19 protein-coding genes are annotated in these 24,092 nt (G+C 65.6%); 6 read left to right on the forward strand and 13 right to left on the reverse strand.

The features are described 5' to 3' along the window. Positions 1-88 precede the first annotated feature (88 nt). From B7449_RS01670 to B7449_RS01685, 4 genes are all read right to left on the reverse strand, one after another. On the reverse strand, positions 89-1,471 hold the full coding sequence (locus tag B7449_RS01670; protein ID WP_235721093.1) for an amidohydrolase family protein: 1,383 nt from the start codon (positions 1,469-1,471) through the stop codon (positions 89-91). Between the two features lie 38 nt (positions 1,472-1,509). Beyond that, a complete protein-coding gene (locus B7449_RS01675) occupies positions 1,510-3,006 on the reverse strand; it encodes a Ppx/GppA family phosphatase (protein WP_039732855.1) in 1,497 nt (498 codons plus the stop codon). 45 nt (positions 3,007-3,051) lie between these two features. Next, positions 3,052-5,211, reverse strand: a complete 2,160-nt coding sequence (locus B7449_RS01680) for an RNA degradosome polyphosphate kinase (RefSeq protein ID WP_235721100.1) — start codon at positions 5,209-5,211, stop codon at positions 3,052-3,054. Positions 5,212-5,412: 201 nt separating this feature from the next. Then, entirely contained in the window at positions 5,413-6,183 is a 771-nt protein-coding gene (locus B7449_RS01685) for an HdaA/DnaA family protein (protein WP_039732821.1), read from the reverse strand. 134 nt (positions 6,184-6,317) lie between these two features. Between B7449_RS01685 and purM the strand changes: the two genes are divergently transcribed. Next, positions 6,318-7,418, forward strand: a complete 1,101-nt coding sequence (gene purM, locus B7449_RS01690) for a phosphoribosylformylglycinamidine cyclo-ligase (protein ID WP_039732820.1) — start codon at positions 6,318-6,320, stop codon at positions 7,416-7,418. Positions 7,419-7,426: 8 nt separating this feature from the next. Beyond that, a complete protein-coding gene (purN, locus tag B7449_RS01695; protein WP_039732819.1) occupies positions 7,427-8,050 on the forward strand; it encodes a phosphoribosylglycinamide formyltransferase in 624 nt (207 codons plus the stop codon). Between the two features lie 226 nt (positions 8,051-8,276). Here purN and ndk read toward each other — a convergent pair whose 3' ends face one another. Further along, entirely contained in the window at positions 8,277-8,699 is a 423-nt protein-coding gene (ndk, locus tag B7449_RS01700; RefSeq protein WP_010507624.1) for a nucleoside-diphosphate kinase, read from the reverse strand. A gap of 160 nt (positions 8,700-8,859) precedes the next feature. Here ndk and B7449_RS01705 point away from each other — a divergent pair, with 160 nt between their 5' ends. Beyond that, positions 8,860-10,746, forward strand: a complete 1,887-nt coding sequence (locus B7449_RS01705; protein WP_039732818.1) for an ABC-F family ATP-binding cassette domain-containing protein — start codon at positions 8,860-8,862, stop codon at positions 10,744-10,746. Between the two features lie 89 nt (positions 10,747-10,835). Here B7449_RS01705 and B7449_RS01710 read toward each other — a convergent pair whose 3' ends face one another. Further along, entirely contained in the window at positions 10,836-12,071 is a 1,236-nt protein-coding gene (locus B7449_RS01710) for an MFS transporter (protein ID WP_373321493.1), read from the reverse strand. 216 nt (positions 12,072-12,287) lie between these two features. Between B7449_RS01710 and B7449_RS01715 the strand changes: the two genes are divergently transcribed. Continuing rightward, positions 12,288-13,412 carry an AI-2E family transporter gene (locus B7449_RS01715; RefSeq protein WP_039732817.1) on the forward strand — a complete coding sequence of 375 codons (1,125 nt, stop codon included), beginning with the start codon at positions 12,288-12,290 and terminating at the stop codon, positions 13,410-13,412. Positions 13,413-13,476: 64 nt separating this feature from the next. Here B7449_RS01715 and B7449_RS01720 read toward each other — a convergent pair whose 3' ends face one another. The 4 genes from B7449_RS01720 to B7449_RS01735 are packed head-to-tail and all read right to left on the reverse strand — an operon-like array spanning position 13,477 to position 17,626. Then, positions 13,477-14,061 (reverse strand): HAD family hydrolase, encoded by a 585-nt coding sequence (locus tag B7449_RS01720; protein WP_039732815.1) that lies wholly within the window; start codon positions 14,059-14,061, stop codon positions 13,477-13,479. After that, positions 14,058-14,546 carry a hypothetical protein gene (locus tag B7449_RS01725; RefSeq protein WP_039732814.1) on the reverse strand — a complete coding sequence of 163 codons (489 nt, stop codon included), beginning with the start codon at positions 14,544-14,546 and terminating at the stop codon, positions 14,058-14,060. The genes B7449_RS01720 and B7449_RS01725 overlap by 4 nt, the downstream gene beginning before the upstream one ends. A gap of 15 nt (positions 14,547-14,561) precedes the next feature. Then, positions 14,562-15,698 carry a DegT/DnrJ/EryC1/StrS family aminotransferase gene (locus tag B7449_RS01730; RefSeq protein ID WP_039732813.1) on the reverse strand — a complete coding sequence of 379 codons (1,137 nt, stop codon included), beginning with the start codon at positions 15,696-15,698 and terminating at the stop codon, positions 14,562-14,564. Beyond that, on the reverse strand, positions 15,695-17,626 hold the full coding sequence (locus B7449_RS01735) for a polysaccharide biosynthesis protein (RefSeq protein ID WP_048883157.1): 1,932 nt from the start codon (positions 17,624-17,626) through the stop codon (positions 15,695-15,697). The genes B7449_RS01730 and B7449_RS01735 overlap by 4 nt, the downstream gene beginning before the upstream one ends. A gap of 97 nt (positions 17,627-17,723) precedes the next feature. On the opposite strand from B7449_RS01735, the gene B7449_RS01740 reads away from it, so the two are divergent. Continuing rightward, a complete protein-coding gene (locus B7449_RS01740) occupies positions 17,724-18,758 on the forward strand; it encodes a glycosyltransferase family 4 protein (protein WP_235721092.1) in 1,035 nt (344 codons plus the stop codon). A 65-nt stretch (positions 18,759-18,823) separates the two neighbouring features. On the opposite strand, the gene B7449_RS01745 is transcribed toward B7449_RS01740, so the two are convergent. From B7449_RS01745 to B7449_RS01755, 3 genes are all read right to left on the reverse strand, one after another. Beyond that, positions 18,824-19,279: a hypothetical protein gene (locus B7449_RS01745; protein ID WP_235721091.1), complete on the reverse strand. Its 456-nt coding sequence runs from the start codon at positions 19,277-19,279 to the stop codon at positions 18,824-18,826. A gap of 50 nt (positions 19,280-19,329) precedes the next feature. Further along, a complete protein-coding gene (locus tag B7449_RS01750) occupies positions 19,330-19,746 on the reverse strand; it encodes a MarR family winged helix-turn-helix transcriptional regulator (protein WP_010514321.1) in 417 nt (138 codons plus the stop codon). 160 nt (positions 19,747-19,906) lie between these two features. After that, positions 19,907-21,346, reverse strand: coding sequence for a leucyl aminopeptidase family protein (locus B7449_RS01755; RefSeq protein ID WP_039732809.1), 1,440 nt, complete (start codon positions 21,344-21,346; stop codon positions 19,907-19,909). 130 nt (positions 21,347-21,476) lie between these two features. Here B7449_RS01755 and B7449_RS01760 point away from each other — a divergent pair, with 130 nt between their 5' ends. Then, the gene (locus tag B7449_RS01760) at positions 21,477-24,089 is read left to right on the forward strand and encodes a helicase-related protein (protein WP_039732852.1); all 2,613 of its coding nucleotides are present in this window, start codon (positions 21,477-21,479) and stop codon (positions 24,087-24,089) included. Positions 24,090-24,092 lie beyond the last annotated feature (3 nt).

Consider the following 24,092-nt stretch of genomic DNA (forward strand, 5'->3'; position numbering starts at 1 on the left):
AGCCGGAACAGCCTTTTGTTTTGATATACGTAATATATGGAACCTGATTGCGCCTTGTCACCCCGGCAAAACAAGAAAGGTCGTGATCCTATGGTTCCCCGTCACGCGTGGACAGGTGCGCCGCCCTGCGCATCCGTGCCGACAGCGCGGGACGGAACGCCGGGCACGGCACATACGCCCCGTGCTGCGCGGCAGCGTATGGCCTGTTGTCCTTCCACACCGTCACTCCGCCGCGAATGACCTGCACCGCACGCCCCCCCAGCGTAATCCCGGCATACAGGCCGGACGGGGCAGCGGGACACGTTTCTTCCGCCCCGCCGTCCCACAGCACGATATCCGCATCCGCGCCCGGCATGATCGCCCCCTTGCGGGGATAGATGTTGAAGGCGCGCGCCGCCGCCTGTGACGTGACGGCCACGAATTCCTCTGCCGTCAGCACGCCCGCCTGCACGCCATGCCGCCAGACCACGCGCATGCGCTGCGCAAGGCCGTCCCCCAGCCCGTCGCCCCCCATACCCGCCGCACGGAACCCGCTGGCGACCATGCCGATGTTGCCCGATGCCACAGCCCCCCATAACGCACGCCGATGGGTTACGTCACGAAAGGGCGGCAGGGTCAGATACGGGGCGGGTTCGCCTGCCCCATCGCCTTCAGGATCATAGACCGCTTCATCCACGACCAGATGCGGGGCCAGCACATGCCCCTCCACCCGCTGCCCGTGCAGGCGGGCGCGCGCAAGGCCCTGCGTGGCCCCGGTGGTGGAAACCGGCCCCACATGCACCGGCGCGCCCACAAGGCCCGCCAGCATGAGGGCGCGGTCCACCGCTTCGGCCTCGACCTGCGGGGGGGCCGACAGCAGGCAGGCTTCCCCACCGGCAATGCCTGCCTGATCCAGTTCCGCGCGCAGGTAGGCCACGGCCTGTGCGTTCTGGGCGGCAATCCGGCACAACGCACCGCAATCCATGGCATGGCGGGACAGTTTCAGGATGGCGCGGTCAGACAGCCCGCCCGCCATGGACAGGTGAAAGGTGTTCACCCCCCTGTCCGCCACCAGCGCGTCCATGCCATCCAGCACGGCCTGGTCCGCATCCGGCAGCGCCATATGCAGCCCGACATCGACATGCGACCGGCGTGCCGCATGCCGCCACGCCCGCCACGCCGCATCCAGCCCGTCACGACCGGGGCTCATGGTGTCGAGTATGGTGGTCGTGCCACCGGACAGGGCGTCCACCGTGCAGGCGAATCCCGCCTCATCCGCGCCGATGGCGGTCTGCGGGTCCACCCCGCCGGGCATGACCAGCAGGCCGCCGGCATCCACCACCCCGCACCCGACGGGGATATCCAGATCGGGACCGACGGCCAGGATTTCGCCCACGCCGCCACACAGCACATCCACCCGCAGGCTGGCCTGCCCCGTCACCACCGTGCCGCCACGGACCAGCAGCAGGTCGCGCCCATGTCCATGCCGCATGCCCATATCGCCCTGTATTCCGTTCCTGCCCAGAGGGATCAGTGATCGCGGATCCTGACCGTCATATCCAGCGCATTGCCCAGCCGTTCCAGCCTGCGGCGCACGCTTTCGCCCTGCACCACGTCGCGGCCCGGCGCGAAATGCAGCGACAGGACGCCGTCCACACAGTCCAGCCGCGTGCCATCCAGCAGCGCCTCGGTCCCGCCACTGACGGTATAGGCCAGCCGCAATGCCTGCCCCAGCGCCACGGCGCGGCCAAACTGCACCTGATCCAGCAGCTGCCGCGACGGCTGCAGATATGCCACCGACAGGTCCGCGCCATACCGCACCGCCAGCGTCAGTGACAGGAACGCGCGCGCCTGATGGGTAAAGCCCACCCCCTGCATGCGCAGGATACGCAGATAGGTCTGTTCCGCGCGATATTCGGGGTGGTCATGCGCGCCCACGTCCGACAGCCAGCATGCAACGCCGCGCAGGCGGGTCGCGACCTGACCTTCATCAGGAAAAAGGGGCGCGGTCCATTCCGCCAGCCGTTCAGGCAGGGTCATGCTGCGGCCCAGCATGCAGCACATCTCACGCGCGACGGCGTCCTGCGGGTCATTTTCCGCCACACTGGCGGCGACGTTGCGCATGTACCAGCCTTCGCGCAGGCCATCGACACAGAACACCAGCCCCGTCGAATGCGTGCGCCGCATGAGCCTGCGCAGCACTGTCGCGGCATAGGGCGCATCCTCCAGCCGCTTGCGCGGCACACCGGGCAGTCGTTCGAGCGAACGCCTGCTCGCGCCAATGATCCAGTCCGCCATTTCCCGCGTGACATCGGGCGTAAGGCTGTACAGATGCACGATATTCAGTGGATACGCCGTCCGGGCGATCTGCATGCGGGCCAGCGCGCGAAACGCCCCGCCCACCAGGTACAGGTCCTGGCCATGCACGTCATCCAGCCACCCAACCCTGGCCAGGTCCTCGTCCACCAGCGCGCGGGCGCGGGCCAGGTCGCCATCGGCACGGTCATTCAGCCGGATTACACCCAGCGGCAGCGTGCAGGCATTGAGCTTGCGCCCGTTTTCCAGCCGGATCAGTTCCAGCGACCCGCCGCCAATATCGGCCACCAGCCCGTTGGCGTCCGGTATGCCGCACAGGACGCCGGTGGCGGAGTAATCGGCTTCCTCCTCCCCGCTCAGGATACGGATCGGCACGCCGGGCAGCCGGGACTTCAGCCCCGCCACGAATTCCGGCCCGTTGCTGGCGTCACGCACGGCAGCGGTGGCCAGGACCTCGAACGGACTGGCCTCCATCCCGCGCGCGATGGCGTTGAAACGGGCCATGACCTCCATCGCCAGGGGTACGGCTTCCTCATTCAGGCGCCCCGTCGCATTCAGGCCCCGCCCCAGTCGCAGGACCACCTTTTCATTGAAAATGGGAGCCGGATTGCGTGAAATCCCGTCAAACACCACAAGGCGGACGGAATTCGATCCCAGATCTATGACCGCCGAGCGGCGAAACCCGCCATCCACCGTCACATCCGGCCCCATATGTCGCCAGCCCACCATGCCATGACCGCACCCATACCGTAATCCCTAGTCCTCAATCGTCTGTTCCGCATGCCATGGCTGGGACGCACTGACCCGGATCGGGGCATCGCCCACCGTGCCCCGTCCCGCATGGACCGGATGTTCCATGAAATATTCATGGGATGAAAAGGGCCGACGCCCCGGCTCCAGCCGACGCCATACACCGTTCCGCTGTAGAATCCACGACTGCAGGTTGTCCTTGAGGTCGATCATCATGATCTGTTCAAGCACGCGGGCATGGACCTGTGGGTCCAGCATGGGCACCATGCTTTCCACCCGCCAGTCCATGTTGCGCTGCATCCAGTCCGCCGAGGAAATATACAGCTTCGCCTGCCGACTGGGCAGCCGGTGCCCGTCGCCAAAGGCGTAGATGCGGGCATGTTCCAGGAAACGCCCGACAATCGACTTGACCTTGATGTTATCCGACAGCCCCGGAACACCGGGACGCAGGCAGCAGATCCCCCGCACCACGGCCGTGATCTTCACCCCCGCGCATGACGCGGCGTACAGCCGGTCGATCAGGTCGGGATCGACCAGCGAGTTCATCTTGAGCCAGATCTGCCCAGGCCTGCCCGCCTGCACATGGGCGATTTCCCCCGCGATCAGTTCCTCGATCGTGCGGCGGATGGTCACGGGCGAAAACGCGATCGCCTCCATCCGTGCGGGCACGGCGTAGCCGGTCATGTAATTGAACAGCCGCGCCGAGTCCCGCGCCAGTTCGGGATTGCAGGTGAAAAACGACAGGTCGGTATAGATCCGCGCCGTGATCGGGTGATAGTTGCCGGTGCCGAAATGGGCGTAGGACCGCAGCGCCCCCCCCTCGCGCCGCACGACAAGGCTGAGCTTGGCATGCGTCTTGAGGTCGGAAAAGCCAAAGACCACCTGCACCCCCGCCCCTTCCAGCGCGCGGGCAAGGCGGATGTTGGCTTCCTCATCGAAGCGCGCGCGCAGTTCCACCATGGCGGTCACGGCCTTGCCGGCCTCCGCCGCCTCGATCAGGGCCTTGACGATGGGACTGTCGCGCGATGTGCGGTACAGCGTCTGCTTGATCGCGACCACGGCCGGGTCGATGGCGGCCTGACGCAGGAACTGCACCACCACGTCAAAGCTTTCAAAGGGATGATGCACGATCATGTCGCGCGCACGGATGGCGGCGAAGCAGTCGCCCCCGCAATCGACAATCCGTTCGGGAAAACGCGGGGTATAGGGGGGGAACAGCAGGTCGGGCCGGTCATCGACAATCAGCTGCTTGAGGTCCACCACGCCGATCAGCCCGGACTGCACGAACACTTCATCCGGGGGCGGGGCCAGCCCCTCGGCCATGGACCGGGCCAGGTCCTCGGGCATGCGGGCCTCGATGTCCAGATGGATCACCACGCCCCGCCTGCGGCGTTTCAGCGCGCTTTCATACGACCGGACCAGATCCTCGGCCTCGTCCTCGAATTCCACGTCCGTGTCGCGCACCACGCGCATCACCCCCCAGTCCCCCGCCACAAGGCCGGGGAACAGGCGGTCGATGCACATGACAATCAGCCGTTCCAGCAGGATGAAGCGCGTCACCCCCGGCGGCGACAGGGCGGCGGGCAGACGGATGAAGCGTTCGATCCGCGCAGGCAGCAGGATCAGCGCTTCCATCACGAACTGCCCGGTTTCGGCGTTCATCAGCCGCAATGCCTGCGCAATCCCCATGTTGGGAATGAAGGGCAGCGGATGGGCCGGGTCGATGGCCAGCGGTGTCAGGACGGGAAAGACCCGTTCCATGAAGCAGGTTTCCAGCCATGCCTGCTCCTCCGGCGTGAAGGAGATTTCATCGCGCACGACAATGCCCGCCTCCTCCAGCTCGCGCTGCAGGTCGCGCCAGATGCGCTGCTGTTCCTGCAGCAGGCGACCCGTGCGCTCGCGCACGGCGGAAAGCTGCTGCTGTGGCGTCAGCCCGTCGGGGGATGTCTTGACCAGCCCCTCGCGCACCTGCCCCACCAGCCCGGCCACGCGCACGGAATAGAACTCGTCAAGGTTACTGGCGCTGATCGACAGGAAGCGCACGCGTTCAAGCAGCGGATTGCGCGGATTGTCGGCTTCATCCACCACGCGCTGGTTGAAATCGAGCCATGACAGTTCACGGTTGATGAAGCGCGCGGGCGATGTGGCGTCGGGTACGGGTTCGATCGGCGCACGTACCGCAACCTGCCGCCCGGTCGCCGCCGACTTGCGGCTGCGCGCGCGTGGACGCGGCTTGCGCGGGGTATCTTCCGGGGCTTTGCGTGGCGATGTGGCCAATGGATTCGGTCTCCCGTTCGGGGGTGGTGTTCTTTATTGCATATGACCCTAGGCCAGCGACACGCCTGTTGGCCAGAGCAACCGCATGGTTCAGTCTCCGGGCGAACTGCCGGCGGGCGACATTGTGTCCACCAGCATGTCCGCCAGCACGCGTGCGGCAAAGCCGCGGGTAATGGGCCGCGCACAGGCAAGGGCGGCATGATCCAGCCGGTCCACGGCGTCCTGCATCGCCCGCGCGGTCCGTGGCAGGCGCCGCAGCAGCCATTCCACGACCGGCTGCGACACGACAATCTGCCGTTCCGCCAGCAGGCGCAGCAGCAGCACGCGCAGCAGTCCGTCGCCCGGCTGCCGTATGGCCACCGCCATGGTCGCCCGCAGCCTGCTGGCCAGGTCGGGCAGCGCCACGGGCCAGCGCGCAGGTGGCGTCCGCCCGCCCAGAAGCAGGGCAATCCGCTGTTCGCGCGCGGTATTGAGCAGGTGCAGAAGCGCCCGTTCGTCCCTGCATTCATCGGCCTGGTCCACCGCCATGGCCATGACCGGAACCCCCGTGGCGCGCGCGGCGAACAGGGCGGTGACATGGGCATGGGACAGGCTGCCGCCATGCAGCAGCACCGCATCATGCACGCGCGCCCATATTTCCAGCATATGGGTCTTGCCCGTGCCTGCCGCCCCCCACAGCGCCAGCCTGCGCTCCGGCCATGGCGTGGGGCCAAGCACCCAGCTGCGCGCAGCCGCGTTGGAGGCGGAAAAGACAAAGTCCCCCACTGCAAAACGTGGCGTGTGGGCAAACGGCAACACCAGTTGCCCGATCACCCCCGCAACCGCGTTTTCATCCGTTTTCAGCTTCGTGCCTTCAACCACCGCTTTGTGCGTTGCCCCGCCTTGACGTAAAGAAGGCCGGAAGTCCGTTCGACCCCGGTCCCATACGACGGTTTTCATAGCCCGCGTGCGGGAGTCCGGGAAAGTGATAGTTTGATTACGAAAAAGGCCCCCGCATGACGTCCGCCCCCTGCCCGCCCAATGCTTCATCCGATACAGCGCCCGGCGCCACCTACCGCGATGCCGGGGTGGACATTGCCGCCGGTGACGCCCTTGTCGAAGTCATCAAGCCCGCTGCAAAGGCAACGGACCGCCCCGGCACCATGGGCGGACTGGGCGGTTTCGGCGCGCTGTTTGACCTGAAGGCAGCCGGTTTTTCCGATCCCATCCTGGTGTCCTGCACCGATGGCGTGGGCACCAAGCTCATGATCGCCATTGAAAGCGGACTGCATGAGACGGTGGGCATCGACCTTGTCGCCATGTGCGTCAACGATCTGGTGGTGCAGGGCGCGACACCGCTGTTCTTCCTGGATTATTTCGCGACCGGCAAACTATCGATCGAGGACGCGGCCAAGGTCGTGCGCGGCATCGCCAAAGGCTGCGCCGACTCCGGCTGCGCGCTGGTGGGGGGGGAGACGGCGGAAATGCCGGGCATGTACGCGCCCGGCCATTACGACCTTGCCGGATTCTCGGTCGGGGCTGCGGAACGCACGGCGCTGCTGCCCGGTGATATCCGGCCCGGCGATACGCTGATCGCCCTGCCCTCGGCTGGCGTGCATTCCAATGGCTTCTCGCTGGTGCGCGACATCGTCAGGCGCAGCGGACTGGCATGGGACGCACCATGCCCCTTCGCCGACGGCCAGACACTGGCGCAGGCATTGATGACGCCCACCACCCTGTATGTCCGCCCGGTGCTGGACCTGCACCACGCGGGCCTGCTGGTGGGGGCGGCCCACATTACGGGCGGCGGCCTGCCGGGCAACCTGCCGCGCGTGCTGCCAAAGGGCATGCGGGCGGTGGTTGACGGCACGGCATGGCCGATCCCGCCAGTTTTCCCGTGGCTGGCCAGCATCGGCAATGTCACGACCGAGGAAATGCTGCGCGTCTTCAACTGTGGCGTGGGCATGGTGCTGGTGGTGCGCGACAGCGACGCCGCCATGGCGCGTCTGACCGCGCGCGGGCAGCAGGCCTTTGTCATCGGCACGATCACGCACGGCGACAGCCCCGACAGCCCGGCTACGCTGAGCTTTGACGAACTGCCCGAACTGCGCGACTGAACCGGGCCGTGACCTATAAAACACCCATCGCGATCCTGATCAGCGGGCGCGGCAGCAACATGCGCGCGCTGATCGATTCGTGCGCCCGCCCCGACTACCCCGCCCGCATCGCCCTTGTGCTGAGCAACAATCCCGATGCGCCGGGGCTGGATGTGGCGCGCGCGGCAGGCCTTGCCACACAGGCCATCGACCATCGCGACTACCGCCGCGACCGCGCGGCGCATGAACGCGTGCTGGACGCGGCGCTGCGCGCGGCGGGCGTGGAATATGTCTGCCTTGCGGGCTACATGCGCCTGCTGACGCCGTTCCTGACCACTGCATGGGCGGGACGGATGCTGAATATCCACCCCAGCCTGCTGCCAGCCTTTCCCGGGCTGCATACGCATGAACGCGCGCTGGAAAATGGCGCGCGCATCCATGGCTGCACCGTTCACTGGGTGACGGAGGGCATGGATGAAGGCCCGATCATCGGGCAGGCGGCGGTGCCCGTGCTGGACGGTGACACGCCCGATGTGCTGGGCGCGCGCGTACTGCAGCAGGAACATCGCCTGTATCCCGCCGCGCTGCGTCGCGTGCTGGTTCCCGATGCAGCGCCCGCCGCCACTGCGGCGGACTGCCTGCTATCGGTCTGATCGTTGATAAACAAAAAACAGATTTTTCAGGTGCCGCCTTTTTCAAAGGGCGGCACCTTCTGAAGCGTTTTTCGAAAAAATCTTCCCTAAAAAAACTGCCTTATAATCTGCATGATGACGCGAAGGCTGGCTTTTCAAGCAGTCTCCAGACATGAAAAAAGCCGGCCCGAGGGCCGGCTTTTCCACTGACGGGGGCATGTGTCCCCATCACCATGACCCATAGGGATCAGGGCAGGATTTCCGTGCCGGCGAAGAAGAAGGCAATTTCGTTCTTCGCGTTTTCAAGGCTGTCGGAACCGTGGACGGAGTTTGCTTCGATGCTTTCGGCAAACTGCGCGCGGATGGTGTGGGCTTCGGCCTTCTTCGGGTCGGTGGCGCCCATCACTTCGCGGTTCTTCAGGACAGCGTTCTCACCCTCGAGAACCTGCACCACGACCGGGCCGGAGATCATGAAGGACACCAGGTCGTTATAGAACGGGCGTTCCTTGTGCACTTCATAGAACGCGCCAGCGGTCGCCTTCGTCAGCTGGATGCGCTTCTGGGCGACGATGCGCAGGCCATTGCCTTCGAACACGGCATTGATCTTGCCGGTCAGGTTGCGGCGGGTCGCATCGGGCTTGATGATCGAGAGGGTACGTTCGACTGCCATGGGACAGCTCCTTTCAAACGGGTTCTGAAATATACGAGGCGGCATTGGACATAAGCCGACATCACCTTACAAGCGCCATCTAGAGCATATCGCCGCAGACTGGTAGGTACAACCCGCACGAAACCAGCCATGTCCCCCATATTGCCGGAGTTTTCCGCCCGTGAGCCTGCTCGTCATATCCGACCTGACCCTGCGCATTGCAGGACGCACCCTGCTTGATGGTGCCAGCCTGAGCATTGATCCGGGCCGCAAGATCGGTCTGGTCGGTCGCAACGGGGCAGGCAAATCGACCCTTCTGGCCGCGATCGCGGGCGATATCGCGCCCGATGGCGGCACGATCCACATGTCATCGCGCGCGCGCATGGCGCGGATCAGGCAGGAAGCGCCCACGGGCTATGGCTCGCTGCTGGATACGGTGCTGGCGGGCGATACCGAACGGACGGATCTGCTGCGCGAATCCGAAACCACGACCGATCCCGCCCGCATTGCCGACATCCATGAACGCCTGCTGGCGATTGACGCCCACAGCGCGCCGGCGCGGGCGGCGGCCATCCTGTCTGGTCTGGGGTTCAATGCAGAAGCACAGACACGCCCTGTATCGGACTTTTCCGGCGGGTGGCGCATGCGTGTCGCCCTCGCCACCGCGCTGTTCCTCAACCCCGATCTGCTGTTATTGGATGAGCCGACCAATCACCTGGACCTTGAGGCCACGATCTGGCTGGAAAACTGGCTGGCACGGTTTTCGGGCGCGGCCCTGATCGTCAGCCACGACCGGGGGCTGCTGGACCGCGCGGTGGACGCCATCGCCCATCTAGACCGCGGCAAGCTGACGCTGACGCCGGGCGGGTATGAGGAATTCGTGCGCATCCGCACCGAACAGGCGCTGCAGCAGGCCCGCATGGCCGAACGCATCAATGCCAAGCGCGCGCACATGCAGTCCTTCGTGGACCGCTTCCGCGCCAAGGCCACCAAGGCGAAACAGGCGCAGGCCCGCATCAAGGCGCTGGAGAAACTGCCGCAGATCGACAGCGTGGTGGAAGATACGCCCAGCCACTTTTCCTTCCCCGAACCCTCCGCCCTGCCGCCGCCAATGCTGACGATGGAGCGGGTTTCGGCCGGGTATGGCGACCATACCATCCTGTCCAGCCTGTCGCTGCGCATCGACATGGAAGACCGGATCGCCCTGCTGGGTGCGAACGGCAACGGCAAATCCACCTTCGCCAAGCTGGTGGCGGGACGACTGGAACCCCAATCGGGCACGATCCAGCACAGCCCGAAGCTGAAGGTCGGCTATTTCGCCCAGCATCAGGCCGAGGAACTGCGCCCCAACGAGACCCCGGTGGACCACATGGCCCGCGCCCTGCCCGATGCCACGCCGCCCGCCGTGCGCGCGCAGCTTGCCCGCTTCGGGCTGGATGCGGAGCGCGCGGAAACGCCCACGCGCGACCTGTCGGGGGGCGAGAAGGCCCGCCTGCTGCTGGCGCTGGCCACGCGCGATGCGCCGCACCTGCTTATTCTGGATGAACCGACCAACCATCTTGACCTGGACGCACGCGACGCGCTGATCCGCGCATTGGCGGAGTTCGAGGGCGCGGTCCTGCTGATCAGCCATGACCCGCATCTGGTTGAACTGGTGGCCGACCGGCTGTGGCTGGTGGGCGACGGCACGGTGCGTCCGTTTGACGGCGACATGGCGGAATACCGTACGTGGCTGACCGAACGGGCGCGCGCGGTATCAAACAACGACCCCGCCCGTCCTGCCGCAGCCCCAAAGCGCGACGATCGCCGCGAACGCGCCGAAGCCCGCAAGGCCACGGCCCCGCTGCGCAGGCGCATCCGTGACGCGGAACAGCTCATGGCCCGACTGGTGGCCGAACGCACGAAGCTGGAAGCCCGCCTGGCGGACCCGAAGCTGTATGAAAGCGGCAAGGCGGATGAAGTTACCGCGCTGAACACCCGTCTGGCCGCCATCGCGCGCGAACATGACCGCGCGGAAGAAGACTGGCTGGACGCGGAAACGGAACTGGAAGCCGCCAGCGCGGAATAAACACCAGCCCACACGGCATGGAGACGCTTCGCGACGTGCCGCCTTTTTCAAAAGGCGGCGCCCGAACGCCTTTTGTGTCCTGTTATCAATTACCTGAGTTGAGATAATTCCTGAGCCGAGTCAGGCACAGGACGTCCGTCCCCGCGCCGCACCAGCAGCCCGATCAGGAAAACCGCCAGTCCCGCCGCCGACAGCCCGGCACCGGCCCAGCCCACGTCCTGCGCGCCGTAGCCCGCCGCAATCACCACACCGCCCAGCCACGCACCAAATGCATTGGCCACGTTGACGGCGGAATGGTTCAGCGCCGCCACCAGTCCCTGCGCATCCCCGGCCACGTCCATAAGCCGTGTCTGCAGCGCAGGCAGCAGGGCGATGATGCCCCCCATCAGGCTGGTCACGATCAGCACCAGCACCATGTTGTGTGCGCACAGGGAAAACAGGCACAGCATGACCGTGCTGACCACCAGCGTCACCACCACCGCAAGGGCGGGGCTGATATCCACCAGCCGCGCGCCCGCCATGTTGCCCGCCACCATGCCCACGCCCCACAGCGACTGCGACAGCGGCACGACATAGGCGGGCACCCCGGTTACGCCCAGCAGCACCGCCGACAGGTAGGTGCCGACACAGAACATGCCGCCAAACCCGATCGCCCCCGTCGCCAGCGTAAACCACACCTGTGGCCGGCGCAGCGCGCCCACTTCGCGTAACAGTGACCCCTGCGGGTCGGGCATCATGGCGGGCACCGTGCACGTGATCATGACCAGAGCCAGAAGTTCCATGCCCGTAATGAACCCGTAAACCGCGCGCCAGCCCAGCACCTGCCCCGCCCATGTCACCAGCGGCACCCCCACCACATGGGCGACCGTCAGCCCCACGAACACGCCAGCCACCGCCCGCCCCCGCCGCGCGGGATCGGCCATGTCCGCCGCGACCAGCGCCGCCACACCGTAAAAGGCCCCATGCGGCAGCCCGGTCAGGAACCGTATGACCAGCAGCGCCCCATAACCCGGCGCCAGCGCCGACGCCGCATTGCCCACGACAAACATCGCCTGCAGCGCCAGCAGCAGCCTGCGCCGCGACAGGCGCGCGCCGACAAGGGCGACAAGCGGGGCGCCAATCACCACGCCCATGGCATAGGAACTGATGACATGCCCCGCCACCGGCACCGATATGTCCAGCGAACGGGCGACACCGGGCAGCATCGCCATCAATGCGAACTCCCCCGTGCCTATGGCAAAGGTTGCAACAGCCAGTGCCCACCCTGCCGCCCCAAGGCGCGCGGGCATGGCCGGACGCGAAGACGAAATATCCGGAGTGCTCACATGTCTGCCCTTTTCCGACAGGAAATATTGGCTTACGCCTTAACCGATCACGCAGGGGTACGACCGCCTGTATCCCACGCGCCCTGACCCGCCGTCAGTTAGCGGAATTTTAGGCAAGCGCAATCCATATCCCTTCGGGAACGTTAACCCGGCTGCGGCCGTGCTGGCGTTCACATTCCACGCAGCCCGTTTCATGCCCATCATACGGACATATAGATGACAGCCTCCCCCCCGTCGGCCACCACCGGCCACCCGCCGGATTCCGGATCTTCCCAAAAAAAAGACGACACACCCGACCCGCGCGCACAGCAGCTTGCGCGCATCTATGCCCTGCTGCGGCTGACGCTGGTCATCACCATCGTGGTCATGCTGATCTGGGTGGTGGGCGATGTGCTGATGGTCATTTTCGCGGCAACCCTTGTCGCCGTGATCCTGCATAACCTCGCCGGGCTGCTGGAACGCCGCACGCGCATGCCCTACTGGCTGTCGCTTACGGCGGTAGTCGTGGTCATAATCGGCGCGCTGACCGGACTGATCTGGAGCAGCGGCCCCGAAATATCGGAACAGGCCCTGAAACTGCGCACCGCACTGAGCGAGCAGGCCCACAACCTGCGCGACAGCATGGGCCATTCCTCCACCGGGCGGATGATCCTCGACAACCTGCCCACCACGCTGGGCGGGAACGAACAGGCCGCCAGCAGTGGCGGATTCGGGTCGCTGGCGGGATCCATGACGGGGTTCGTCTCCTCCGCGTTCGGGGCGGCGGGCACGCTGGCGGTCATCCTGATCGCGGGGCTGTATTTCGCCATCTCGCCCGAACTGTACGTCAACGGCATGCTGCGGCTGATCCCGCATGAATACCGCCACACATCGCGCGAACTGCTGCTGACGGCGGGCCGCACCCTGTGGGCGTGGACGGCGGGCCAGGCGCTGGACATGACCGTTGTGGGACTGCTGTCCTTCATCGGGCTGTGGTGCATTGGCGTGCCGCTGGCGCTGGCGCTGGGGGTTGTGGCGGGCATGGCCAACTTCATTCCCTATATCGGCGCCTTTGTCGGTGCGGTGCCAGCCGTGCTGATCGGCCTGTCGCAGGGCACGCGCGAAGGGTTCATGGTGCTGGGACTGTATGCCGCCATCCAGTTTTTCGAAGGGAACGTCATGGCGCCGCTGATCCAGCGCCACGCGGTGCAGATGCCGCCGGGGCTGACCATCCTGTCCCAGACGATCTTTGGCACCATCCTTGGCATTCCGGGGCTTATCCTGGCCTCGCCGCTTACGGCTGCCCTGCTGGCGACCGCGGATCGCGCGACCCCGAAGCTGAAGGATGACGAACGGGTGTGAACGCAGAAAGGGGGCGGGAGATCACGCTCCCGCCCCCGTCCGCCATCCGTCCGCATGCCCTGTTTCAGGGCAGCAGCGTATTCACGTCCACATGCGTCATGCCCGCGCGGGTGGCCGCCAGCATCCCTTCCCGACTGTCCTCGAACACAAGGCAGGATGCGGGCGACAGGTCCAGCCTGCCCGCCGCCAGCAGGAACATGTCCGGCGCGGGCTTCGGGTTCGTCACGTCATCTATGGTGATGATGACGTCAAACAGCCGTTCCAGCCCAAGATGGCGCAGGCAGGCGGAGACGATCTGCCGTGACCCGTTGGACGCCACCGCCATGGGCAGGCGACCGTGGTACGCGCGGGCAATGTCCGCCACCACGGTAATTTCACGCAGCACATGCAGCTTGCGCAGCATGCTTTCGCGCGCCTGCGTAATGATGCCGTCGCGATCCACGCGCTGGCCCAGCCGCGCCTCGACAATATCCAGCACCATGTGCTCGGACATGCCGCCATGGCCATGAAACCATTCGGGCGGCACCGCCTGCCTTATGGCATCCTCAAGGGCCGCCATCCAGCCTTCGCGGTACAGGGGCAGGCTGTCGACCAGCGTGCCGTCGCAGTCAAAGATCAGCCCTGCCGTATCCGCGCGCACCAGGGTCATGGGAAAGCGGACCGGGGATAGTCGTACTGGTTGACCAGGTCACGCAGGGCGTTGAAATCCTTGTCCTTGAAATGATGGAAGCGGATGACCGCGCCGGGGCGTTCTTCCACAAACACGGTGTTGTTCCAGTCCGCGGCGCTGATCCCGGTCCACAACGTAATGCGGTAGGGCTGCGTCGCATCGCCCGCGGGCTGGTCGCCCTTGTGTTCGACCTGCATTTCCAGAACCGCGTCCCCGCTTGACGGCGGGGTCTGGCCCAGCGGGCCCCAGCCTGCGGTATGGGCCTGCAGCCAGTCATTGAGCGTATGGACCTGCGTTGCCGTCAGCGTGCGTTCCTTGCGCATGGGGCCTACGGCAATGGTGCCGGTTTCCATGGTGGGAAAGCTGAGGGGCCGGAAATTGGGCAGGGCGATCAGCCACAACCCCGCTGCCGTACCGATCGTGATGACAAGGAACCCGATCAGTAGGGCTGTCTCGCGTCTCATTTGCGTATGATCTCCTTATGCACGCACGGCCGCGATGACCCGGCCCACGTCATGATCCGACAGTTCCGCATGCAGCGGCAGCGCCATGATCCGGCGCGACAGGTCTTCCGCCACCGGCAGCGCCGCACCATCATGTGCCGCGACATAGGCGGGCTGCTTATGCAGCGGAAGGGGATAATAGATGGCCGACGCCACGCCATGGCTTTTCAGCCGGTGCTGCAGGGCGGCACGGTCTTCCTCCCCCTTCGTCAGGACGGAATAGATCGCCCATGAACCGTGGCTGTCCGGCACGCGCGCCGGTGGGATCACATGGCCCGCAATGCCCGCATCATACGCGTCGGCAATGGCGCGCCTGCGCCCCAGTTCCATGTCGAACACATCCAGCTTGGCCAGCAGGATCGCGGCCTGGATGGTGTCCAGACGCGCATTCATGCCGGTGCGCAGGACTTCGTACCGGGTCTTGCCTTCCCCATGCGTGCGCAGCGAACGGTACAGTTCGGCCCGCCTGGGATCATCCGTCAGGATGCCACCCGCATCGCCGTAGGCGCCAAGCGGCTTGGAAGGGAAAAAGGACAGCGTGGTCGCAACGGCCTCGCGCCCCAGCCTGCGGCCCGACAGTGTCGCGCCAAACGCCTGCGCGCAGTCCGCCATCAGGAACAGATTTTCCTCCGCCGCGATCGCGCGCAGTTCGGACCATGGGGCAGGCTGGCCAAACAGGTCCACGCCGATCACCGCACGCGGCCGCAGCCTGCCTGCCTTGCGGACATCGGCAATGCGGCGGCGCAGGCTGGCGGGGTCGATCTGGAAGGTTGCGGGGTCCACATCCACAAAAACCGGGGTCGCCCCCAGCACCAGCGGCACCTCCGCCGTGGCGGTATAGGTGAAAGCGGGCAGGAACACGGCGTCGCCCGCGCCGATTCCCTCGGCCATCAGGACAATCTGGATGGCGTCCGTCCCGGACGAGACGCCCACACACTGCGCAGCGCCACTGTAGCTGGCCAGCCGCCCCTCAAGTTCGGTGACTTCAGGCCCCATGACAAAGCGGCAGTGTTTCATGACCGCATCGACACGCTGCCTGATCTCATCTGCAATCAGGCTCTGCTGCTGGGGCAGGTTCAGAAAACCTATGGGTGCGTCCGCCGGAGCGTTCATGATGCATTCCTTTCCACATCGATCTGCCCCGCTGTGTCCGGAGTGGCCACGCCATGCGGGTTATGGGCAAATTCGGGGACAAGCCTGCGGACAAGCGCCAGCGCGCGCGCGCCATCACCATCCCGGCATGCCAGAGTAAGTGCATCCATGATATTGGCGACCTGCGCAAGGTCCACAGTACGCGGCGTTGCCATCCGCAGGCCGGGACAGTCGGTGGGCTGGAGGATTTCCTGCTTGTAAAACAGGTCTTCAGCCAGCTTTTCCCCCGGTCGCAGCCCGGTAAAACGGATCTGCACGTCACGGTCGGGCCGCAACCCCGCCAGGACGATCATCTGTCGCGCCAGATCGACAATGCGCACCGGCGTGCCCATGTCCAGCACGAACACCCCGCCACTGCGCAACAGCGCGGCCATGCCATCCGCCCGCGCGCCCACCCCGCGCGCGCTGGCCTGCAGCACCAGCCCCACCGCTTCGGATACCGTCATGAAATACCGCGTCATGCGCGGGTCCGTCACCGTCAGCGGGCCGCCGCATTCCAGCTGGTGACGGAACAGGGGAATGACCGACCCCGTCGACCCCATGACATTGCCAAACCGCACCGTCACGCACCGCATGGCGCTGCTGTCGTGACGGTTGCGCGCATCCACATCCAGCGCCTGACAGTACATTTCCGCAATGCGCTTGGATGCCCCCATGATGCTGGCGGGATTGACCGCCTTGTCCGTTGAAACCAGAACCATGGCCATCACCCCATGCCGGGCTGCGGTATCGGCCACGATGCGGGTACCGGTCACGTTGGTCAGCAGCCCTTCGCACGGGTTTTCCTCCACCATGGGCACGTGCTTCAGCGCGGCTGCATGAAAGACCAGTTCGGGACGGAACCGGGCGAAGATACGTTCCATCCGCCCGGCATCGCGTATATCGGCCAGGACAAGGTGCCGCGTGACATCCGGCGCCTTGTCCGCAAGGTCGATATCCACCTGCCATAGCGGGAATTCCCCCATGTCCAGCAGGATAAGCTGATCAGGACCGTGACCTGCGATCTGGCGGGCCAGTTCGCTGCCGATCGATCCCCCTGCCCCCGTAATCAGCACGCGCCGCCCCCGCAGCATGTCCGCGATCCCCTGCCCGTCCGGGGCGATGGCCGGACGGTTGAGCAGGTCGGACAACCGGACCGGATGCAGCGGCGCCGCAGCGCCGCGCGCGATTCCCGACAGGTCGGGCATGCAGCGGACCTGCGTGCCCGTTGCCTGCGCCATCCGCAGCACGGTGGACAGCCGCTCCCCCCGGAAGCGTGGGTCCGCCACCACCACCAGCAGGTCGTCTTCCGCACGGAAGGACGACAGGATGTCCGGCAGGTCCATCACCTGTCCCAGCACCGGCACGCCACGCAGCCGTCGGCCGGGGCGGCGCTGGCGTCCCTCGACCACCATACCCACGACCAGCCCGCCCATATCCGGCATCAGGCTGAGGAAACGGCTGGCATCCTCCCCATCACCCAGCAGAATCACACGCCGGCGCGCGGTGTCCCGGCCACCGCGATAATATCGCCACCGCTGATAGACCGCCCGAGTGCCTGCCATGATGACGAACGCCGCCATGGCGTACGCCACGCCAAACGCCACGGCATCCGGCCCCCACCACGGCGCAAGGCCGCCCATGACCAGGGTTCCCGCCAGCGCACACGCCCATCCCAGCCGCCAGAAATCGGACCGCCCCGCGAAACGCCAGTGCTGCTGGAATATGCGAAAAGGCCCCCCCGCGACAGCAATGGCCACCATGCCCAGGACAGGCAGGCCCCACCATGACCATGCCGTGCCGGGATAACGGCACAATCCCATCGCCACGACCGCCGCCTGCGCGCCCAGCAGCGTATCAAGGGCACTGTTGACCGCCAGCGTCCGTATCTTGCGCAGACACTCCGCCATGCCGCCTGAGGATTGCGTAACCATTACCCTCCCCCTATAGCCGAGCAGGTGCAGGGCAAGAAGGAGAGATCATGCGTCCCCTCCCGCTTTCATGACGATGACCCATTCATTTTATGCCGAAACCGGCCTTTTCGGGCTGTTTCTGCTGGTTGTGGCCGTGATGTCGGCCATCCTGTCGCGTCGGGTCATCGCATTGCGCGTGCTGGATTACCCGACCGGACGCAGCGCCCATGACACCCCGATACCCAAGGGCGGCGGGCTTGCGATTCTGATCGTGTTCGTGGTGGGCGTGCCGCTGGGGCAACTGCTGTTTCAGCATCATGCGGATACGACCGACGTGACGCTGCTGCTGGCCACGATATGGCTCGGGCTGTTTTCGTGGCGCGATGACATGCACCCCATGCCGCCCACATGGAAACTGGGGGCGCAGATTGCTGCAGCCGTGCTGGTGGCATGGGGCGACATGGCGGGCGCGGCCGCCCATGTCGTGACGCTGGAGGGCATGGGCGTTCGGGTCGTGTGGCTGGTGGTCCTGTGCAACTGCCTGAATTTCATGGACGGGCTGAACGGACTGGCCAGCGGCTGCACGCTGCTTGCGGCACTGGTGACGGCGGGGCTGTGCGCGGCCGTGGGCGGCGGGGTGGAAACGTGGGGAACCGCGCTGGTACTGGCGGCGGCCATCGCGGGGTTCCTGCCCTTCAACATCCCGCAGGCGCGACTGTTCATGGGCGATGTGGGCAGCCAGTGCTGCGGACTGGTGCTGGGCGCGCTGGGGCTGCGCATGGCGGGCATGGCGCAACTGGCCCATGGGGCGTGGCTCATGCCCCTCATGCTGTCGGGCCTGCTGCTGGATGTCATCATGACATTGCTGCGCCGGGCATACCATCGCCGTCCGCTCATGCAGGCGCATCGGGAACATGTCTACCAGATGGCGCAGCGCAGCGGCATGCGGGCCATGGACGTCACCACCGTGGCATGGGCAGGCACCATATGCGGCGGCATGGGGGCCGTAGCCGTTGGTCTGGGATGGATCCCCCCCGTCCCGGCCCTGCTGGGCACGGTCCTGATCCAGTCTGTCTGGATCGGTGCGGTCATACGCCGGGTGGGACGGACGCCCGACCTGTCATGGTAACAACGAAAACAGGGGGAACCGCCCGCTGGCCGTTCCCCCTGTTCCCTGTGACCTGACAGCAGATTTTATTTGGTCAGGGTAATCTTCATGCCCTGCGCCGCGGCAGCCAGACGGCCGCCGGAACTGGACGTATCAAGGCGGATGCGGACGCCAGCGGGATTGTTGAGCAGCACCGCACCAATGCCGGTGCCTGCCGTGACATCACCATTGACGGCGGCATAGCTGCCTTCGAAATCCTTGACCTTCGTGAGGTTATAGACCTCCCCATGGCCGCTGATCTTGGCAAAGCCCACGGCCGCCAGCGATCCGCCTTCGATCCTGAAGCGGTACGTGTGGTTCTGGAACACCAGCTTGCCAGTACCCCATGTGTGCCCCACGCCCACATCAAGCGACTTGAACTTCATCGTAACCTGCCCGGAGGGCGTGCCCAGCGAGGATTCCGCGGCATGGGCAAGCACTGGTCCGCCTGCAATCGGCGCCATGATCATGGCAAGGGCAACCAGACGTCGTGAGATACGCATGGAACTGAAACCTTCTGTCCGTATCGGCATGAAGTGAACCCTCATGTAACTCAGCCTGCGCGGCGGAGTTCCTCCGTCCGCCGGCCACGTGCGGGCTTGCGGGCAGGGGCTGCGGCCTTTTCCTGTGCCGCGGTCTCGGTCACGATGGCGCACAGGTCGCGCAGGTAGGCATTCCCCTTGAGCGTGCGCTTGATCAGCACGGAACGGCGGTCCATCGGGTCGGGCGTGCGACGGGCGAGGTCAAGCGCCTTCAGCCGGTCCAGCGCGCGGGTGATCGCGGGCTTGGACACGTTCAGGTCGGCGGCGAGGCCACGCACGGTGTGCGAATCGTCGCGGAGGTAGCAGGTCAGGAAAACGGCCAGCTGCCGCGCGGACAGGTCGGGCCCGTCGCGGCGGACCATCGCGACAATGGTGTCGCGCAGGGAATTGATCATCTGATCCGTGTTTGCCTGTGATGACTTGGCCATCGGTGAAAATCCTCTGTCAAAGGTCAGCCTGCACACCCGTGCGCCTGAATGCGGACTCGGGTGGGCTGGCGTGGTGCGATTTGGTTCTGCCTATATAATTGGCATTTACGGCATATATAAGTCGCACCATGCATTTTAGTTCGCATCCGGCATTGTTTCTTTAGTGATGCATTCTGTCCTCGATATTAAAAATTTTTAACATCGATTCGTAAGTTGCTCTTAAACCAAGACTTTCCCCACCCTCCGGTCGGCCGGGACGCGAAGAATCATTCCATCCGTATGTATCGATATGAACCCAGCGCACATCAGTTTTGACAAATTTCTCTAGAAAAAGCGCCGCCGTGATCGCCCCGGCCATGGGTTTGGATGAAATATTGTTCATATCCGCAACCGGACTCCCCAGCCATCTGCGATAGCCCGGCCATAACGGCAGGCGCCACAGCGGGTCGCCACAGGCCATGCCGGATGCCACAAACGCCGCCGCCGTTCCGTCATGGTTGCTGAACAGCGCGGGCACATCCGGCCCCAGCGCCACGCGGGCCGCACCGGTCAGGGTCGCGGCATCCACCAGAAGGTCGGGCTGGCGCTCGCACGCCGCATGCAGCAGGTCACACAGGACCAGCCGGCCTTCGGCGTCGGTATTGCCGATTTCCACCGTCAGCCCCGCGCGCGTCTTCACCACGTCGGACGGTCGCATGGCATGTCCCGACACGCTGTTTTCCACACAGCCCAGCCGCAGTTCCAGACGCACCGGCAGGTCACGCAGCATGATCAGCCGCGCAAGGGCCAGCATGATGGCAGCGCCCCCCATGTCTTTTTTCATGCGCAGCATGGATGAGGGCGGCTTGAGGTCGTACCCGCCCGTGTCGAAACACACCCCCTTGCCCACCAGTGAGACCAGCGGGGCCGTATCGGTCGCGGTGCTGCCGTGCCAGCGGGCTTCCACCACGCATGGTGCACGGTTCGATCCCGCGCCGACATGCAGGACGGTAGGGAACTCCTGCGCCAGACGCGCGCCACGGATGATCGAGACCTCCGCCCCCAGCGGGGCCAGCGCCGCCTCCGCCGCACGGGCCAGGTCATCCGGCCCCATGAGATTGGGCGGCGTATTGATCAGCGAGCGGGCAAGGTTCATGCACCGCGCCATGCTGGCGGCCGCCTGCCCCTCAGCATCCACCACCAGTCGCGCACATGGCGCGGCGGGCGCGCTGTCACGGCCAAAGGCGGGCATGCGATAGGCCCCGAGGCAGAAGCCCAGCGCGACATCGCCAGCGCGCACATCCACAGGCGCGCGTACCCGCCATGACCCGGCGGGAAGCGAGTCGGGCAATGCCCCGAATACGAACGGGTCGGCGCCGTCCGCTTCCTCCGCAATACCCAGCAGGGCCGTCGTAATGTCGCCATCCACGCCGGGCAGCAGCAGCACCTGGCCATAACGGGCGGCAAAACCGGCCTGACGGGCAAAGCGGACCGTGGCGTCGCCCACCATCGTACCAAGTTCATCCAGCATGGAGGGACGGATGGCATACACCGTGCCCACGTTCCCATCCTGCACATCATCTGCCGAAACCAGGCAGTCCTGCGTGTCCAACACGTTCATCGCACGTCCCTTCCTGAATATGTTCCTGTTTCCGGCAGGGTGCGTCCCCCGTCCGGGCAACGCAACACCCCAACGCGATCAGCATGTGGTTTTGCTTGCATTTGCCGCCACTTGGCCAGAGCATGCATTCATGACGGGTGTACCCAAGGGCACTGGTGGCCCCTATCGCGCAGCGGCCGGACACGGTTCCGGCCCCCATTCCGATATGCTGGTGCGGGCCGTGCTTGGCCCGACCAATACCGGCAAGACCCATCTGGCCATAGAAAGGCTGCTTTCACATTCCAGCGGCATCATCGGTTTCCCCCTGCGGCTGCTGGCGCGTGAAAACTATGACCGCATGGTCGCGAAAAAGGGTGCCCATGCCGTCGCCCTGATCACGGGCGAGGAGAAGATCATCCCGCCAAAGGCACGCTGGTTTTCATGCACGGTCGAGGCCATGCCGCTGGACCGGCGCGTGGAATTCGTGGCGGTGGATGAAATACAGCTCTGCGCCGACCCTGACCGTGGCCATATCTTTACCGACCGCCTGCTGCATGCCCGCGGCCTGTCGGAAACCATGTTCCTGGGCGCGGACACCATCCGCAACCTGATCCGCCGCCTGGTGCCGGGGATCGAGATCGAACATCGCCCCCGCCTGTCGCAACTGACGCATGCGGGGGCATGCAAGCTGACGCGCCTGCCGCCGCGGTCCGCCATTGTCGCCTTTTCCGCGGGCGAAGTTTACGCCATTGCCGAACTGCTGCGCCGCAGGCGCGGGGGCTGCGCCATTGTCATGGGCCAGCTTTCACCACGCACCCGCAACGCGCAGGTGGCGCTGTATCAGGAAAAGGAAGTCGATTACCTGGTCGCGACCGATGCGATCGGCATGGGGCTGAACATGGACGTGAACCATGTGGCCTTTGCCAGTCTGTCCAAATTCGACGGCACGCGCATCCGCCCGCTGACGGCGGGAGAAATCGCGCAGGTGGCGGGCCGGGCGGGGCGGGGCCTGCGTGACGGCACGTTCGGCACAACCGGCACCTGTCCACCCTTGTCCGAAGAACTGGCGGAAGCGGTGGAAGAACACCGTTTTGACCCGCTGACCCGTCTGGCGTGGCGCAACAGCGATCTGGATTTCGCCTCACCCGCCCACCTGCTGTCCAGCCTCAACCGCTCCTCCCCCCGTCCCGAACTGGTCGCGGGGCACGAAGCGAGTGACATGCTGGCCCTGTCCGCGCTTGCGGCCAGCGCCGACATCCGCCCGCTGGTGCATTCGCGCGCCGCCACGCGCCTGCTGTGGGAAAGCTGCCAGATCCCTGACTTCCGCAAACTGGGCGATGACAGCCATATCCGCCTGTGTGGCCGGATCTTTACCCACCTGATCCGCGATGGGCGCATTCCGTCGTCATGGATGGACAGCCAGATCACCCATTTCTTCCAGACGGCGGGCACCATAGATTCGCTGATGCAGCGTCTGGCGGGAATCCGCGTATGCAGCTACATCGCAGCCCGCCCCGGCTGGATCGCCAATGCCGAACACTGGCAGGCCCGCACGCGGGAAGCCGAGGACCGGCTGTCCGACGTGCTGCATGAACAGCTGACCGCCCGCTTTGTGGATCGTCGCGCCACCACCCTGATCCGCAGGCTCGATGAAGGCGGGCATGACAACCTGCTGTCCGCTGTAACGGCGCAGGGCAATGTGGTGGTGGAGGGGCATGAGGTCGGTCGCATTGCCGGGCTGGACCTGATCGCGGGCGAACATACCGATGCGGAGGACGGACGCCTGCTCATGCGTGCGGCACGGCGCGCGGTCCGCAGCGAAATCCCCCGCCGCGTCGCGCTGCTGGTGCGCGATGATGACCGGCAGTTCGCGTTCTCCGCCGATGGATCCCATATCCTGTGGCAGGACATGCCCATTGCGCGGATGCTGCCGGGCGGTAACATACTGTCCCCCCGCCCGCAGGTTCTGGACAACCCGCTGCTGGATAATGCCCAGCGCGAACGCATCCGCAACCGCCTGCAGACATGGCTGGAACAGGTCGTGCGCGAACACCTCGCCCCCCTGTTTGCCGTGCAGGCCGCGGTGGCCAGCACGCCCGAACTGCGCGGCCTCATCCACCGGCTGATGGAAGGGGCCGGAATCGCCCCGCTGCATCGTGGCGAGCGGCTGGGACATGACATGATCCAGCGGCTACGGCGGCTGGGCGTACGGGTCGGGCACTACAGTATCTTCATGCCCGCGATCCTGAAGGAACGCCCCATGCGGCTGCGGGCGTGGCTGGTGGCGATCAGCCTGAACATGCCCTGCCCGTCCCTGCCTGCCATGGGCCGCATTACATTACTGCCCGATGCGCTGCCTCCCGCCTTCATGGACCGGATGGGCTGGCTGGATGCCGGGCCGGTGCGGATCAGGCTGGATATTGCGGAGAAATTCATTCTTGAACTGGCCCGCATGACGCGCCGCGCGCCCGTGCCGCTGCCCCTTCACCTGGCGTCCCGGCTGGGCATCCGCCGGGAAATGCTGCCTGCGGTGATGAAGGGACTGAACATGCGCGTGCACCATCCACGGCCCATGGCGGCCACCCACTACGGACCGCCCGCGCCCCTCATGATCCGCTTCCTGCCCGAAGGTGAAAAGGGCGGAAAGGCAAAAGCCGCACATGCCGCCACCCCGAAGGCTGGCAGGCAACCGGCGGCAACGCTGCGTCCCCGGCGGGCCGACAGTCCCTTTGCCGCCCTTGCTACCCTGCTCAACCGTCGTTGAACG

Origin of the sequence: Komagataeibacter intermedius TF2, assembly GCF_000964425.1 — a bacterium.
Taxonomy (GTDB): domain Bacteria; phylum Pseudomonadota; class Alphaproteobacteria; order Acetobacterales; family Acetobacteraceae; genus Komagataeibacter; species Komagataeibacter intermedius.

Coding starts and splice junctions, on each gene's coding strand:
- ndk (WP_010507624.1), bottom strand. CDS start 8,699: ATGGCAGTCGAACGTACCCTCTCGATCATCAAGCCCGATGCGACCCGC.
- purM (WP_039732820.1), top strand. CDS start 6,318: ATGACGTCCGCCCCCTGCCCGCCCAATGCTTCATCCGATACAGCGCCC.
- B7449_RS01735 (WP_048883157.1), bottom strand. CDS start 17,626: ATGGCGGAGTGTCTGCGCAAGATACGGACGCTGGCGGTCAACAGTGCC.
- B7449_RS01730 (WP_039732813.1), bottom strand. CDS start 15,698: ATGAACGCTCCGGCGGACGCACCCATAGGTTTTCTGAACCTGCCCCAG.
- B7449_RS01720 (WP_039732815.1), bottom strand. CDS start 14,061: ATGACCCTGGTGCGCGCGGATACGGCAGGGCTGATCTTTGACTGCGAC.
- B7449_RS01715 (WP_039732817.1), top strand. CDS start 12,288: ATGACAGCCTCCCCCCCGTCGGCCACCACCGGCCACCCGCCGGATTCC.
- B7449_RS01740 (WP_235721092.1), top strand. CDS start 17,724: ATGACCCATTCATTTTATGCCGAAACCGGCCTTTTCGGGCTGTTTCTG.
- B7449_RS01750 (WP_010514321.1), bottom strand. CDS start 19,746: ATGGCCAAGTCATCACAGGCAAACACGGATCAGATGATCAATTCCCTG.
- B7449_RS01670 (WP_235721093.1), bottom strand. CDS start 1,471: ATGCGGCATGGACATGGGCGCGACCTGCTGCTGGTCCGTGGCGGCACG.
- B7449_RS01675 (WP_039732855.1), bottom strand. CDS start 3,006: ATGGGGCCGGATGTGACGGTGGATGGCGGGTTTCGCCGCTCGGCGGTC.
- B7449_RS01760 (WP_039732852.1), top strand. CDS start 21,477: ATGACGGGTGTACCCAAGGGCACTGGTGGCCCCTATCGCGCAGCGGCC.
- B7449_RS01725 (WP_039732814.1), bottom strand. CDS start 14,546: ATGAGACGCGAGACAGCCCTACTGATCGGGTTCCTTGTCATCACGATC.
- B7449_RS01745 (WP_235721091.1), bottom strand. CDS start 19,279: ATGCGTATCTCACGACGTCTGGTTGCCCTTGCCATGATCATGGCGCCG.
- B7449_RS01755 (WP_039732809.1), bottom strand. CDS start 21,346: ATGAACGTGTTGGACACGCAGGACTGCCTGGTTTCGGCAGATGATGTG.